Annotated in this window: 12 protein-coding genes and 1 tRNA gene; 12 read left to right on the top strand and 1 reads right to left on the bottom strand. The window is 51.8% G+C overall.

Annotation, left to right across the window (positions count from 1 at the left end):
- Positions 1 to 175: 175 nt before the first annotated feature.
- From HMPREF2609_RS02505 to HMPREF2609_RS02525, 5 genes are all read left to right on the top strand, one after another.
- Positions 176 to 1,387, top strand: a complete 1,212-nt coding sequence (locus HMPREF2609_RS02505) for a glycosyltransferase (RefSeq protein ID WP_048753046.1) — start codon at positions 176 to 178, stop codon at positions 1,385 to 1,387.
- A 72-nt stretch (positions 1,388 to 1,459) separates the two neighbouring features.
- Positions 1,460 to 1,533 (top strand) — tRNA-Ile (locus HMPREF2609_RS02510).
- A gap of 218 nt (positions 1,534 to 1,751) precedes the next feature.
- A complete protein-coding gene (locus HMPREF2609_RS02515; protein ID WP_048755105.1) occupies positions 1,752 to 3,107 on the top strand; it encodes a hypothetical protein in 1,356 nt (451 codons plus the stop codon).
- A 247-nt stretch (positions 3,108 to 3,354) separates the two neighbouring features.
- Positions 3,355 to 4,353, top strand: coding sequence for a Yip1 family protein (locus tag HMPREF2609_RS02520; protein WP_246825543.1), 999 nt, complete (start codon positions 3,355 to 3,357; stop codon positions 4,351 to 4,353).
- A gap of 12 nt (positions 4,354 to 4,365) precedes the next feature.
- Complete coding sequence (locus HMPREF2609_RS02525) at positions 4,366 to 6,438, top strand: hypothetical protein (protein WP_048753048.1); 2,073 nt, start codon at positions 4,366 to 4,368, stop codon at positions 6,436 to 6,438.
- 101 nt (positions 6,439 to 6,539) lie between these two features.
- On the opposite strand, the gene HMPREF2609_RS02530 is transcribed toward HMPREF2609_RS02525, so the two are convergent.
- Positions 6,540 to 7,016 carry a murein hydrolase activator EnvC family protein gene (locus HMPREF2609_RS02530; RefSeq protein ID WP_239661874.1) on the bottom strand — a complete coding sequence of 159 codons (477 nt, stop codon included), beginning with the start codon at positions 7,014 to 7,016 and terminating at the stop codon, positions 6,540 to 6,542.
- Positions 7,017 to 7,830: 814 nt separating this feature from the next.
- Between HMPREF2609_RS02530 and rpsB the strand changes: the two genes are divergently transcribed.
- The 7 genes from rpsB to dxr all read left to right on the top strand — a co-directional run bounded on the left by rpsB (position 7,831) and on the right by dxr (position 14,428).
- On the top strand, positions 7,831 to 8,625 hold the full coding sequence (gene rpsB, locus HMPREF2609_RS02535) for a 30S ribosomal protein S2 (protein ID WP_004006225.1): 795 nt from the start codon (positions 7,831 to 7,833) through the stop codon (positions 8,623 to 8,625).
- A gap of 131 nt (positions 8,626 to 8,756) precedes the next feature.
- The gene (tsf, locus tag HMPREF2609_RS02540) at positions 8,757 to 9,587 is read left to right on the top strand and encodes a translation elongation factor Ts (RefSeq protein WP_004006226.1); all 831 of its coding nucleotides are present in this window, start codon (positions 8,757 to 8,759) and stop codon (positions 9,585 to 9,587) included.
- 375 nt (positions 9,588 to 9,962) lie between these two features.
- Complete coding sequence (gene pyrH / locus HMPREF2609_RS02545; RefSeq protein ID WP_004006227.1) at positions 9,963 to 10,706, top strand: UMP kinase; 744 nt, start codon at positions 9,963 to 9,965, stop codon at positions 10,704 to 10,706.
- 201 nt (positions 10,707 to 10,907) lie between these two features.
- Positions 10,908 to 11,465, top strand: a complete 558-nt coding sequence (gene frr / locus HMPREF2609_RS02550) for a ribosome recycling factor (RefSeq protein WP_048753050.1) — start codon at positions 10,908 to 10,910, stop codon at positions 11,463 to 11,465.
- 9 nt (positions 11,466 to 11,474) lie between these two features.
- Positions 11,475 to 12,353, top strand: coding sequence for a phosphatidate cytidylyltransferase (locus HMPREF2609_RS02555; protein WP_048753052.1), 879 nt, complete (start codon positions 11,475 to 11,477; stop codon positions 12,351 to 12,353).
- 90 nt (positions 12,354 to 12,443) lie between these two features.
- Positions 12,444 to 13,037: a DivIVA domain-containing protein gene (locus tag HMPREF2609_RS02560; protein ID WP_004006230.1), complete on the top strand. Its 594-nt coding sequence runs from the start codon at positions 12,444 to 12,446 to the stop codon at positions 13,035 to 13,037.
- A 62-nt stretch (positions 13,038 to 13,099) separates the two neighbouring features.
- On the top strand, positions 13,100 to 14,428 hold the full coding sequence (dxr, locus tag HMPREF2609_RS02565; protein ID WP_048755101.1) for a 1-deoxy-D-xylulose-5-phosphate reductoisomerase: 1,329 nt from the start codon (positions 13,100 to 13,102) through the stop codon (positions 14,426 to 14,428).
- The last annotated feature ends 29 nt before the right edge of the window (positions 14,429 to 14,457 follow it).

Below are 14,457 nucleotides of genomic sequence, written 5' to 3' on the forward strand. Positions count from 1 at the left end.
CAAACTCCGTATTATTGGCCCGTCACCTTCGCGGTGGCGGGCCATTTTTTGAGGGTTTTTGGAGAGACTCTCAGAGAACTCCAAGGCCTCTCTATGCTGAGGAACGCGATAACACCCGATAAAATAATGAAGAACACCCCATACACCTGAGAAGTCAGACCAAGGAGAACAGGCGATGCAGCAGGCAAAGAAGATCCTGATCGGTGCTGAGACCTATCCCCCCGATGTGAACGGCGCGGCACAATTTGGGCACCGCCTAGCGACCTCTATGCTCAAGCGCGGGCACGAAGTACACGTGGTTGCCGCAAATCCCAGCCGTGGACCTAGCTACCGAACTGTCGTAGAGGGCGGCATCGTCGAACACCGTCTGCGTTCGCATTTGCCTCCCACTCATGAAACCAACCGCATCTGTATTCCCTGGGAAATCCACGCCGAGGTGGGTCGTATCCTTGACGAAGTTAAACCTGATGTTATTCATGTGCAGTGCCACTACATTATCGGGCGCGCATTACTGAAGCAGGCACATAAGCGTGGAATTCGAGTTATCGCCACCAACCACTTTATGCCCGCAAACTTGGACCCATTCCTGCCGTTCCCGGAACCAATCAAAAAGGTGTATGCGCACATTACTTGGGCGGATATGCGCCGTCTTTTCAAATATGCGGCGGTGGTGACAACTCCGACTCAGATCGGCGCCGATGCGATGCGAGATCTTGGAAGATTTACTCGCCCCGTTATGCCCGTTTCTAACGGCATTGAAATCAGCGACTACGAACTTGCTGAGGGCGCAGATTTGGGCAAAGCACCCGGCGAACTGCGTGTAACCTTCGTGGGTCGTCTTGCTGAAGAGAAGCACGTAGATGTGCTTATTGAGGCGCTCTCTCTTCTCCCCGAAGACCTTGACCACGTTCGCCTTGATATCGCTGGAGGCGGCGAGCTTCGTGAAACCCTCGAACAGAAGGTACGCGAATGCGGTGTTGAAAACCGAGTAACGTTCCGTGGGTTTGTTCCGGACGAAGAACTGCCGGGTGTTTACCAGAGGGCGGATATTTTCTGTCAGCCTGGGACCGCAGAGCTGCAGTCGCTTGTCTCCTTGGAGGCTATGAGCGCATCCACCCCCGTAGTCTTGGCAAACGCCCTAGCGCTTCCACATCTCGTGGAAGAAGGCGTTAACGGATACCTCTTTGAGCCTAATAATCCGCAGGATTTGGCGGATAAACTTACAGCAATTCTTCGTCTACCTGCCGCTGAACGCGAGCAGATGGGGCGTGAGAGCCGCCGTATTGTGGAATTCCATAGTGCGGAGAATACCTGGCGCATTTTTGAGGAATTATATGTATCGGATGCCCCCTATGAGCGTTTTCTTGCCCAACGTTCTGAAAAATAAGGTGTGTCTAAGATTCGCCAAAACTGTACCCCTCAGGTACTCTAGAGACGTGGCTTACGCGCTAAGCCTCTAGGGGAGTTAGCTCAGCCGGTTAGAGCAGAGGACTCATAATCCTTTGGTCGTGGGTTCAAGTCCCACACTCCCTACAGACCCCGCTCGGTATGACTCATTTATTACATGTCGCCGAGCGGGGTCTTTTCGCTTTATATCGGGGTTCGAGTTACGCGAGTTAGAACAGAGAGCATAAACACGCTACATTAGATACGAACATTTGAGAGATAAAGTGTTTGCCAGCTACTTTTTAAAAGCACCATTTTCTCTCGGAACCCCTGCTAGAGACTCCGGCTCACTCAAAAGAGGAATAATGACCACCGATAAATCCTGCATGAGAGCGCTACACGGTTTATATGAGCGCCGCTTTCTGCGTTTTGCCACCGCGTTTACCCTCGCCTCTGTTCTTGGCGTGGCGGCACCCGTTCTTGCGCCGGGGCCTACATACGATCACGGCTCGGCCTTCCTGACAGCGGCTAGCGCAGATCAGCAGGATGTTCCTTCGCCTCATGTTCGCAATCTTATTTTTGTGCTTCAGCTCAAGGAAGACGGTACCTTTGAGGGGCACTTGCTTCTCGGAGATTTTAAAGGTGAGATTGGGCAAAGCGAGCTTCAAGACCTAGATACCTATCTGGAGGCCGTCAAAGTTGATAACCAAAAGGTAGAGTCCGATATTCATTCGTATCAGCCGTATTTTGTGGGTAAAGATGCTCTTATCCCGAAAGAAGCGCAGGGTCGGCACGTAACATTTACTGCGAATAGCATCGACCAGGTTAATAGAGACCTCGAACAGCTTCTCGGAACCAAGAATAATTCCATCTCTTTCAGCGAGTCCACAGGAGAAAATCAAGAGCTTTTATCAACCGCAAATGTGCATATTGATTGTGCCGGTATTTGTGATGCGAGCATGTCATCCCCGCCATTGGGGCTTGTGGCGGCGCCCGCATCCTGGGGTAAGAGCGGCGACGAAGCTCTGTACAGCGTCAACGAGGCAGCAAAATACGATTCTGGTACATCTTCGGTTGTTAGCTATACGATGAGCCGCCGAGTGGTTCCTGAGAAATTTTCAAGCACTTTCTACATCAGCTCCGAGTCTTCTTTGAGTGCGAGCTTCCAATATACCTTTAGCCCGCTCGACGCAATGCTTTTTAGCCGGAGTATTAATGAGATCTTTGGTGCCTCCAATACAAAGACCGGTGAACATAATATGGAGCGTAATGAGCAGGGTATAGGGCGTACCTTTACTACCCGGATCAGCAATATCAAAGTTCAAGATTTCCAACGTTTGCTCAACAACTATATGCCCGGCAGCGAGGTAAGTCTTGAGAAGGGTGAGAACGATCAGCTGACGTTGCGTGCCAAGCTCGTTGCGGATGCTAAAGTCACCGATAGATTCAGTGGCGACAGTGAATATATTGTGGTGGCGCCGGACGGTATGGCAGTTGTAAATCCTCCTGCTAATACTGTTGTAGATCAGTCCGATGGGGCAATTCATGTGCGCGCCAAGGGTATTAACACCGCCACAATGGAAATTCATATGCAGAAGGCCCCCCGCAACTATAGGCCAATTATGATTGCTGGGATTGTCGTAGCATCCCTGCTCATCGTAGTGCTGATCTCTATCCCCATCGTGGTGACTCGTCGCGTGAAGAAATTAGAAGAAGAATAAATACCTTATTTTCTGAAGATATGACGAATTATCGTGAGTAAAGGCGAGATTTAAGGTAGGGTAAAAAGTAACCTCGCATGCACACGCGAGACATCGCCGATAAACACACGGAGTACTGTTGCTCCAGCGCCTTCTTCCTGGAATAAGGCTTAGCCACGAGATCTTCAGACTTATCTGGTTTCTTGAAGCAACGTCCCGAGTGTATATCGGCTTGTTGCATAGGAAAATCCGAGATAAGGATCAGATGATGAGTGAGAATATTCCGCAGTCCGGTCAAGGTCAGCCACAACATCCTCAAGGCTATGGCAATGACGGGTACCAGAATCCCAACCCCGCTCAACCGTATGGGAACCCTAATATGCACCAGTCTGTACCTCCCCAGGAGCAGGGCGGACAATACCAGCAGGATCCTAATCAGTTTGGAAACCCGGTTCCGGGTGCTCCGAACCAGCAGATTCCCCAGCCGAACGGGTTTAACCCGCAAAACCCTGCACAGCCTCAGGGAGACCCACATGCTGGTTTCGCCCAGCCAGCAGCACCGGCAGTGCCAAACCCTTTCGCTGAAGCTCTCAAGAATGTTTGGGGCAGCTTCCTTGATGTCTTTAAGAGCCAGCCGGGCGACGCACATAAAAGACTGCAGGACAGCCAACCTTGGGGATGGATTATCGCTGTAGCAGCACAGTCCTTCGCAGGCTCTTTGGTCATTACGCAGCTGGTCAGCGGTCTTCTTGGGCTTTTCTACATGTTCCGCGGATCATTCTACGGCAGCCGGGGGAGCTCCTCTCAGGGAGGAAACTTTGGGCAGACCGTCATGATTTTTCTGATTTTCTTTGTCGCAATTTTTGCGATTCACGTTCTGCGCGGCTTGCAGCTCATGCTGACCGCTCGTATCGGAAAAGTTCAGTCGAGTTTCAACGACTGCATGAGCGCGGCAGGTGTTGCGGCTCTTCCCTTGGTTGGCTCCTATCTTCTGCTCTACCTCTTTGTTCTTCTCACGATGGGTACAAATGGGAAGAACTTTGCAGAGAACCCCACCCTGACGATATATCTTCTGGTAGCAATCTTTGCGTTCTCGATTGTGATCGGTGAGTCTCTTATCTACCTGGGGCTGAATCGCCTGGGTCGTTTTGAGAAATCTCCTGTGTTAATGCACGCTCTTCTTACAACTGCATGGGTTCTTGTGGCCCTCATTGTATACAACATTGCGTTCCAGATGATGCCTAACCCCCTGGCATCAAGCCTCTAGGAGCATTGTAAGATGAGCCAGCTACTACAGCAGCGCTCGTCAAGACGGCAAGGAAGACTTGGGTTCCTTGCCGTCTTTCTGGCGGTTCTAGCGCTCATTATGTCTGCCTGTGGTGCAAAAGTTGAGACAAATCTTGGGCTTGAAAATTCAGAGAAGGGCTCCCGCACCATTACAGTGTCTTTCAGCTTGAAAGATAATAAAGATTACCTCAAGGGTGACGTTAACGCTCTTGATGCTTCGATTAAGAAACACAAACCTCAAGAACTTGATTACGAGGGCATTCGAACCGAAGGTGATAACGCTCAGGCCACCTTCAAAGTGAATTTTAATAGCGTAGATGAGTACCGCACTAAAGTCTCCGCTATTTTGAGAGCTTCGAGTTTTGACAAAGAACCTCAGATTCTGATTAGCAACAGCAAAGACGGCTTGGTTCAGGGCGTTGAAGTTTCCGAAAACTTCACCTCGCAGGACCTTATCAAGTGGCTCCCCGAAGCACTTGTAACAGACGGCTTGGTCGAAGCAAAACGCAAAGACAACGTCCTGCAGTCCAGCGGGAAAAACAGCGTTACCTTTGAAGGTCGCGAAATTAAAACAACAGAGTCCTCCAACGAGGTTCAAGCTAAAGACCTCAAAGATAATGGGTTTGATGAAGTTGTGATTGCGGTCGATAAGAAGGACGGTAAATATAACGCCAAGATTGTCTTTCTCGCAAAAGAGATCATGGTACCTGACCGGGTAAGTGCTGTAGACGCTTATCTTAACTCGGTGAAACCTGAGGGAGCTGAGCTTACTAAAGGTATTGACGAAGAAATCGCCAAAAAGTCTTACCGGAGCCTACCGTCCACGCAATCTGGTAAAGATGAAAGCGGTCGCAACCTAAAATTTACTGCCGATTCTTTCGAGGATCTCAATGCTAAACTTCAGAAAATTCTGGGTACTCAAGAGACCGCGTTAGAAAGTTCCCAAGAAGTTAAAACTGATTCTTCTGGGGCGAAGATCATTGAGCATGTAACAGGTTCAGTTGATTGCAGCCGTGTGTGTTCACCGGGAACCAACTACGGGGTGAAGTTTAGCTTCTCTGACGACGGTAAAAATTTTGACCAGGACTACGGTTCGTCGAATAGCTCAAGCTCAAGCGCATCCGCGTCGGATAGGGTAATAAAAGTCAACCTAAAGAATTCGCGCACGATTCAGCCTGAAAGCCTAAACGTGAATTCTGCGCTGGGTATGGACGGTTCTGTTGAAGCGAAGTTTGAACTTGCTTTTAAGAGTTCTGATGTCGCGCAGGCTGGGGATGCCCTTAAATCTTTCGTTCAAGGGTCTGATGAGGCTCAAGCGACATTTGAGGAACGTACTGACGGCGATAATACGATATATTCAGCAAAGATACGAGGCAAAGATTCTGCGGAATTCAATACCCGTATTGGTACTTACCTACCCGGTTCTGAAATGACGATTCATCATCCTGGCGGGGTTAATCTTTTCGGGGCAGACTATACGGTTTCGCCCAAGTTTAACCTGCAGGAGCGTTTTGGTCAGCTACAGCCCAAAAACTACGATTTTAAGTTTGAGCTCCCCATCATGAGCTCGGTTAAAACCGATGCTCTGCAGGGAAGCAACTCTATGTTTGGTCGCCAAGATTCACATCTCTCTGGCGACGGGCGTAACGTTACGGTTAATAGCTCGGAGGGTTATGTCAATACCTCATCCCTCACCATTCCAGCGCATGGGTTTACCATGACGGACTTTGTGGTGGATGCTATTTTGCTCGGTCTGCTTCTGCTGATTCTGTTGGTGCTCTTCATCTTCCGCAAGCGCATTCGTCGCGCAAGCCAGAAGGCACGCGAACGCCGAGCTGCACAGCAAGCGGTGCAGCCGACAGCAGCCTACACAGCTTCAGACTCGGATGTTCTCAATTACGGCGACGATTCGCCGACCGTTGCGTTCTCGTCCGGAAGCTCCTATGCGGCTGAAACGGACGGTACTATTCCGCTGCCCGCCCAACAGGCTCCTCCCCCGAAGCACGCTGCAAAGTCACAGCAGAAACCCGTTTCGGGTGATAGTGATCAGGACTTTTTGCAGTAGTGCCGTGCCATAACGTATAGCAAAGCAGAGACCGGTTGGTCAGGCACACAGTGAGCCCCGCATCGTACACGATGCGGGGCTCACGACATATAGGTAATATTTCAGGCTTTGAAACTCTCGTCAACGGGAAGTAGTATAGTCGGTTCTGCTGGTCCCAACAGAAGCATAGGGTTAATATATTCTGCGTTTTTGCCGCTTCCGTTCTTGTGGTCGCCGCCGCGCCGAACGCTCCAGTAAAGGCATGTGGTAGAGCACCGAGGTTTTGCGGGATGCGCATCCACCCGAGCGATAACCTGCCCCGCCTGAACGTGAGTACCGACTGGCAGAGGATCGGTGACAGGCTCGAAACTCGACCTATACCCGTTCGGATGCTCAATGACTACTACCTGTCGATCGACGACAGTTCCCGAGAAAACTATGGTTCCAGGCGCCGGAGCGCGTACTTGGTCCTGTTCTGTTGCCTCAAGATCGACTCCGCGATGCCCTGCCGACCACCGCTGACTGGGCTTGATAAAGGCATGAATGACATGAGGTTTTCCAGATATAGGTGAAATCCATGAACGCGCAGAAGTGTGCATGATCTGGAGGGGACCGTGTCGGTACTTTATACCGCTGACGTGTGGCCCGAAGCCTAAAGATAATGCCACGGTAAGGACTATGATCTGGATCGTTAAAACCCGCAAGAATATTGGAGAAGGCACCCAGACTTTTATAGGATGCCCTGAGCGCCAGCATGCTAGAAGAAACAGGGGAGTACGCCACAGTGCAGATATAAAGTGTTGTCTGGACATCGTAAAAATACGTGCCTGTGCCGCCAGACCCGCGCGGTGCATCCACGCCCCCAACCAATCACATATCATTCTTCGAGCACACCACAGTCGAAGACGCATAAAGATATGTACAAGGCTGTACTGTGGAAAACTTACCCTTTCGGGACATTTTTATTCGATATCCACAGACGGTATTTAGCGTTTTCGTGAAAAACAGGTGAGACGGTTCAGCGTTTTTCATAAACCTCCAAAATATGAAGACTCGTGATTCTACGGGTTCAAGTGAGGTGGTAGCAACAATTTTTACAAAAACCACGCTTATCCGGGCGAAAAGCTCACGGTACTAAAGACTTAAGACCCAAATATCAGGTACAATTTTCTATTGCAGTGTGCCTAGCCTGGTAACGGAAAGGCTCGCTGACGACGCGTGGCGTGAGCACCTGGAACCTAAATACCAGGTGATAAAAGACCTTCGGTCCGCTTAGAACAAGCGGTCAGGGCTTGAGACACGGGGCAACCCGAATGTCTAATCGCCACTAGGATAAACCGATAACTACTATGCGCGCGTGTGGCTAGCCCGAGATGGGAGGTCAGCGCGGCACCCTGATATAAAGGAGACGACATGCCCGTCGTAACTATGCGTGAGATGCTGGATTCCGGCGTTCACTTCGGTCACCAGACCCGCCGTTGGAACCCCAAGATGAAGCGTTTCATCCTCACCGAACGCAACGGCATTTACATCATCGACCTGCAGCAGTCCCTCGAATTCATCGATAAGGCTTTTGAGGCTGTTAAATCCACCGTTGCACACGGCGGCAACATTCTGTTTGTGGGTACCAAGAAGCAGGCACAGGAAGTTATTGCTGAGCAGGCTACCCGCGTGAATATGCCTTACGTTAACCACCGCTGGCTTGGTGGTATGCTCACCAACTTCTCCACCATTGCTAAGAGCATTGAGCGTATGAAGGAACTTGAGCAGATCGACTTTGACGATGTCGCAGGTTCTCGTTACACCAAGAAGGAACTGCTCTTGATGCGCCGCGAGTTTGAGAAGCTCGAAAAGACCCTGGGCGGTATCCGTAACCTGAGCAAGGTTCCCTCCCTCGTCTGGGTTGTTGATACCAAGAAGGAGCACCTGGCGGTTAACGAGGCTCAGAAGCTGGGCATCCCCGTGGTAGCTATTCTTGACACCAACTGTGACCCTGACGAAGTTGCATTCCCCATCCCTGGTAACGACGATGCGATCCGTTCCGTCAACCTGCTCACCCGTGTGGTGGCAGACGCTGTTGCTGCAGGTCTCATTGAGCGTAATGCTAAGAAGACCGGTAAGGCAGAGGCTGCTGAAGAGCCTATGGCTGCGTGGGAGCGCGAACTGCTAGAGCAGCACGAGGCAGCTCAGGCGGCTGAAGCTAAGTAGGCTTTAGCTTTTCCACGATGGGAAAAGCAGTACGGACGGTACCTACCCTGTGGCGGGTAAGGTGCCGTCCGCTCATAGCTCATGGGCGTTATCACGCCTACATCTTAAATTAAGGAAAAAGAGGAGTTCACATGGCGAACTACACTGCAGCAGACATCAAGGCACTGCGTGAGAAGACCGGCGCAGGTATGCTCGACGTCAAGAAAGCTCTCGATGAGGCTAACGGCGACCAGCAGAAAGCAATGGAGATTATCCGTGTGAAGGGTCTGAAGGGCGTCACCAAGCGTGAAGGTCGTGCAACCGCTGAAGGTTTGGTTGCAGCTCGCGTAGAAAACGGCGTTGGTTACATGGTTGAGGTCAATTCTGAAACCGACTTCGTGGCTAAGTCCGAACCCTTCATCACCTTCGGGCGTAACGTGCTGGAGGCTGCTATCGCGGCTAACGCATCCACTCTGGAAGAGCTGCAGGCCGCATCCTTCGAGGGTAAGACCGTTGAAGAGCTCACCACCGATGCTGCCGCCCTGCTGGGTGAGAAGGTCGTGGTGCGCCGCGTAGCACGCGTTGAAGGCGAGAACGTGGCAGTTTACCTGCACAAGACCTCTAAGGACCTGCCCGCACAGGTTGGTGTTCTGCTTGCTGTTTCCGGTAATAACGTTGATGAAATTGCGCATGACGTCGCAGTCCACATCGCAGCGATGAGCCCCAAGTACCTGGACTCTGAATCTATCCCGGCTGACCAGGTTGAAGCTGAGAAGCGTGTTGCACGTGAGACCGCAATCGCTGAGGGCAAGCCCGAGAAGATTCTGGATAAGATCGTTGAGGGTCGTCTCAAGGGCTTCTTCAAAGAGAACACCCTGCTTGACCAGGACTTCGCAAAAGACACCAAGAAGTCTGTGGCACAGGCACTCTCTGAGGCTGGCGCAACCGCTACCGGTTTCGCACGTTTCCGCGTTGGTGCCTAGTTTCTAGGAGCTTTCCTCAAGCAGACAGCCTTTACTGAGGTTATATGCTAAAGTCGGATGCTTGCCCTGTGAAGGGTGAGCATCCGACTTTTTGTATAAATATTGTGCAGGTTGCGCACCTAGCGCAAAGAAAGTTCCAGAACCTATTTTCTGTATAGATTATCTTGCAGATACAGTGTTGACCTGAGGTTTTATAGGGTTTTATATGCCCGGAGCATTTAGTCTCTTAAACTCTACGCCTTCTGGCATGTCGAATGAGAGAGAAAAATATCGAAGGGTGTACCACAAGACAGTGTTTCCGTAGCGTATCCTTGATAAGGACTATTGAGTGTTCACCCCGTTATCAGCATAAGTTTTATCCGTTGGAGGGTATTTATGACCGACTCACACACGCACCCAATCCATCGAGACGACACCGGTCGTCGCCGTGTTCTACTCAAGCTCTCAGGCGAAGTTTTCGGCGGGGGAGAAGTTGGTATTTCGACCGGGGTTGTGCGTAATATTGCACAGCAGATTGCAGCAACTGTGGGTAAGGTAGAGACCTCCATCGTGATTGGCGGCGGTAACTTCTTCCGTGGCGCCGAGCTTTCACAGGCAGGTATGGATCGTTCCCGCGCAGACTATATGGGCATGCTCGGTACCGTGATGAACTCTCTGGCTCTTCAGGATTTCTTGGAGCAAGAAGGTATTGATACCCGCGTACAGTCTGCTATTACTATGCCGCAGGTTGCAGAAACCTACATTCCTCGCCGCGCTATTCGCCATATGCAGAAAGACCGTGTGGTTATTTTCGGCGCCGGTGCCGGTCTGCCCTATTTTTCGACCGATACCGTAGCTGCCCAGCGAGCCTTGGAAATTCACGCTGACGAAGTTCTGGTAGCAAAGAATGGTGTGGACGGCATCTACACTGCCGATCCGAATAAAGACCCTCAGGCTGAGCGCCTGTATAACCTCACCTACGATGAAGCTATGCAACGCAACATTCGTGTGTTGGATCAGACCGCATTCTCCCTATGTCGCGATAATAACGTGACGATGCGCGTCTTCGGCATGCAGGGCGAAGGTAACGTAACCCGCGCTATTCTGGGGGAGAAGATGGGTACTCTTGTAACCCGCTAAAGAAACGTTATGCCGTTATACTCCTTGCATTAGAAGCCGTTCAACGGCTTAGCCATAAGGAAAAAACGGTGAGAAGTCGCCCGAGATAGTCTCGGGCGACTAAACTATAACTAGGTCGCGGTTTGCATCGTTTGGTGTTTCCCGTAGCCGTAGCTACCAAAATCGGCATGAGCCGACTTCCCCTATAAAGGAGATTCCGTCGTGATCGAAGAAACCCTTGCCGAAGCCGGCGAGAAGATGGATAAGACCATTGAAGCTATCAAAACAGAATTCGCCAAAGTCCGCACCGGACGTGTGAACCCTGCGATTTTTAGCTCTATTACCGCAGACTACTACGGCGCGCCGACTCCATTGCAGCAGCTGGTGTCGTTCAACGTTGAAGATGCCCGTACGGTTAAGATTGTTCCATTTGATGTGAGCGCTTTAGCTGCTATCGAAAAAGCAGTGCGTGACTCTGACTTGGGTGTAAACCCCAGCAACGACGGTGCCGCTATCCGCGTGGTTATGCCCGAGATGACCTCTGAGCGTCGTAAAGAATACATAAAATTGGTCAACCACAAAGCCGAGGAAGCTCGCGTTTCGGTACGTAATGTGCGCCGCCATGCTAAAACCGTCATTGATAAGCTTGTGAAAGACGGCGAGACCGGTGAGGACGACGGTGCCCGTGCCGAAAAAGAGCTTGATGCCCTCACTAAGAAACATGTAGATACTATCGATGAGCTCTACAAGCACAAGGAATCTGAGCTGCTTGAGGTTTAAGGCTCAGAGATGAACACACGAGAAGATACGGGGGATAAGAAGAGCGAAACAGCCCCCGCCCCAGGGAAAACAGCATCCCGAGCGGGGCGCAACTTACCCGCCGCTATCGGCGTAGGCGTAGCATTCGGCGCGGTGCTGACTACAGGGCTTTTCTTTCCTCCGTTTCTTGTGCTTCTCTGCGCGATCTCTACCGGGCTGGGAAGCTGGGAGCTTGCCTCCGCACTCAACAAAAAACGCGACTACAATTTACCCCTGACCCTGGTGACGGTGCTGGCTCCGATCCCCACAGTCTCAGCGTATATTTGGGGATTCACTGGTTTGGGGATCTCCTGCGTTGCTGTCGCCCTAGTACTTGCTTGTGTCACCTTGGTGGTACCCAGGAAACGCACAGCCTCACGGTATAAAGTTTTGAGGGGTCTCATTCTAATTTTGGGATGGGTACCCTTGACCCTCGGAATTTCGATGGTGTACTTTAGCACCGAGCGCGGTTGGGCAGGCATCCTGATGATCCTTCTCATGGCAGTCAGCAACGATACTTTCGGGTATATTGCCGGTGTTATATGGGGTAAACATCCTATAGCACCTACCATTTCGCCAAAGAAGAGCTGGGAGGGCTTTGCCGGTTCCTATCTTGGGTCTGCCGTGGTAGCCTGTATTGCTCTAAGTATTTTGGGGCAGAAATGGTACTGGGGAATACCACTCGCTGCAGTCATGGTCATCGCCTCTACGGCGGGTGATCTTGTAGAATCTGTTTTTAAACGTCGAATAGGCATCAAGGATATGTCAAATATCCTGCCTGGGCACGGCGGCATGATGGATCGTCTGGACTCGGTACTTTTTGCGGCCGCAGTTGGGTGTTTGATTTTTACCTTTGTGCTTCCTCTCTAGAGTGGAACACAAGATAGCGAAAACTTTATGCGTAGGGTACGCACACGAGCTGCTCACGTCGTGTGCCCTGCCTGATGATAAGGAGAATCCTTGGCAACGAATACTAGTCGTACAGATAACGGCTTCGGCCGTGCGGCAGAACTCGAACCTGGTTATAAACGAACCGAGGTCGATCGTCTCTTTGCTCGACTAGCCGAGGATTACGAACAGCTAAGCGGCGCTGTACAGCAGCACGCTAATATTTACACGTCGCGGCTTATTCGCCAGGTTGTTTTTCGTACCGAGCCCGGCGGCTATGCGGTAGGGGACGTCGATCGCGCCCTAGAGCGTATAGAAGAACGTTTTGCCAAACTGGAACGCAGCCGTTATATAGAACAGTACGGTTTAAGCAATTGGGAGCTATCCCTCGTAGACGCGGGTGAGCTTCTGGCACAGCGACTAGAGCGGCCGGATGGTGAACGCTTCCGCCGCCCTTCTAAACGCAAGCACGCCGGGTATTTTGTGGGTGATGTTGATAAGGTATGCCATCATATCTATGCTCAACTCAATAGCGAAGAACCGCTTGATACATCCGTTATTCGTAACGCTGTCTTTAGGTCTGCGACCGGCTCGGTGAGCTATGAAGAAACCCAGGTTGATGCCTTTATGGATCGCTGTATCGAGCTTATCCAAGATCTGACCTAAGACGTTGCTGGCAGCCGCAGAGCTTTCTGAGACCGTACCGACAGCATGCGATACTAGTAAACATGAAGTTTGGTTCCTCTACCCGGGTTGGGGGCTTCCGCGAAACCCTCACCGAAGCTCTTAAACACGGACTTTGTGATGCTCGAAGGGTTACTTTACTCGGTTCCACCGGGTCTATTGGCACCCAAGCAGTACAGGTTATAGAGCATCTTGCGCGTCTTGCGGGCACCACCGTCGATGTTGAGGATGCACCGCTGAAGGTTGCAGCTCTCAGCGCCGGTTCACGCTCCCTCGAATTATTAGCACAGCAGGCGGTTCGGGTACGCGCCGAGCTTGTTGCCACCAGCGGCACGGCGCAAGATGCACAACGGTTGCGAGAATACCTTGATGCGGCCGCCCGCAGTGTGGGCATTAGCGGGTACAGTCCGCGCATCGTCTGGGGAGAACGTGCCAGCGTTGAGGCGGCGGCGCATCCGGCGGATGTGGTGCTCAACGGCATTACCGGATCTATCGGTTTAGAACCCACACTGACCGCCCTCAAAGCGGGGCACCGGGTTGCCCTTGCAAATAAAGAATCTCTGATCGCGGGTGGACCGCTTGTGCGTGCCGCCGTCGATGCCTCACCGTTAGAAACCCCGATGGTTCCCGTGGATTCGGAGCATTCGGCTCTTGCCCAAGCATTAGCCAGTGGCACCGACGCCGAGATAGACCGGCTGATTCTCACGGCCTCAGGTGGACCTTTTCGAGGATATACCCGTGACATGCTTCATGATGTTACCCCACGGCAGGCGCTGGCGCATCCTACCTGGGATATGGGGCTGGTGGTCACAACCAATTCGGCAACTATGGTGAATAAGGCCCTTGAGGTATTAGAGGCACACCATCTTTTTGGGGTTGATCTTGACCGCATTGATGTTGCGGTACACCCGCAGTCGATTGTGCATTCGATGGTTCAGTTCGTAGACGGCGCGACTATTGCCCAGGCATCCCCGCCGACCATGCTTCTGCCTATTGCTTTGGGGCTGACGTGGCCGCATCGCATTCCGCAGGTAGCGGCTCCCTGTGATTGGACTCAGGCGCAAACATGGACTTTTGAGCCGCTTGATTCGACGGCTTTCCCTGCTGTGCAGATGATTAAAGAGGCGGGCAAGCGGGGCGGAACCTTTCCCACCGTTTTTAACGCCGCTAATGAGGAAGCGGTTAGCGCTTTCCACGCCGGTAAAATTCGGTTTACCGATATTGTGGATTCCGTGGCGCGTGTTTTGGAGGCGTACGCCGCCAGTAGCGAGGTTACGGCTGAAGCCGACATGAGCTTAGAGGCTGTTCTGAACGCCGAAGCTTGGGCACGTGCATACGCTCGTGAGTTCTACGCCAAGAAGATGCCGTCATAACCATCACGAAGGTTTTCCCTACGCGGCGC

This window comes from Rothia sp. HMSC058E10, from assembly GCF_001809415.1.
In the GTDB taxonomy this organism is placed as follows: domain Bacteria; phylum Actinomycetota; class Actinomycetes; order Actinomycetales; family Micrococcaceae; genus Rothia; species Rothia dentocariosa.

What these genes read in the sequence shown, in the direction of transcription:
- HMPREF2609_RS02530 (WP_239661874.1), bottom strand. Translation starts at nt 7,016, where the DNA reads ATGCACACTTCTGCGCGTTCATGGATTTCACCTATATCTGGAAAACCT.
- rpsB (WP_004006225.1), top strand. Translation starts at nt 7,831, where the DNA reads ATGCCCGTCGTAACTATGCGTGAGATGCTGGATTCCGGCGTTCACTTC.
- HMPREF2609_RS02525 (WP_048753048.1), top strand. Translation starts at nt 4,366, where the DNA reads ATGAGCCAGCTACTACAGCAGCGCTCGTCAAGACGGCAAGGAAGACTT.
- HMPREF2609_RS02520 (WP_246825543.1), top strand. Translation starts at nt 3,355, where the DNA reads ATGAGTGAGAATATTCCGCAGTCCGGTCAAGGTCAGCCACAACATCCT.
- HMPREF2609_RS02515 (WP_048755105.1), top strand. Translation starts at nt 1,752, where the DNA reads ATGACCACCGATAAATCCTGCATGAGAGCGCTACACGGTTTATATGAG.
- tsf (WP_004006226.1), top strand. Translation starts at nt 8,757, where the DNA reads ATGGCGAACTACACTGCAGCAGACATCAAGGCACTGCGTGAGAAGACC.
- dxr (WP_048755101.1), top strand. Translation starts at nt 13,100, where the DNA reads ATGAAGTTTGGTTCCTCTACCCGGGTTGGGGGCTTCCGCGAAACCCTC.
- pyrH (WP_004006227.1), top strand. Translation starts at nt 9,963, where the DNA reads ATGACCGACTCACACACGCACCCAATCCATCGAGACGACACCGGTCGT.
- HMPREF2609_RS02505 (WP_048753046.1), top strand. Translation starts at nt 176, where the DNA reads ATGCAGCAGGCAAAGAAGATCCTGATCGGTGCTGAGACCTATCCCCCC.
- HMPREF2609_RS02555 (WP_048753052.1), top strand. Translation starts at nt 11,475, where the DNA reads ATGAACACACGAGAAGATACGGGGGATAAGAAGAGCGAAACAGCCCCC.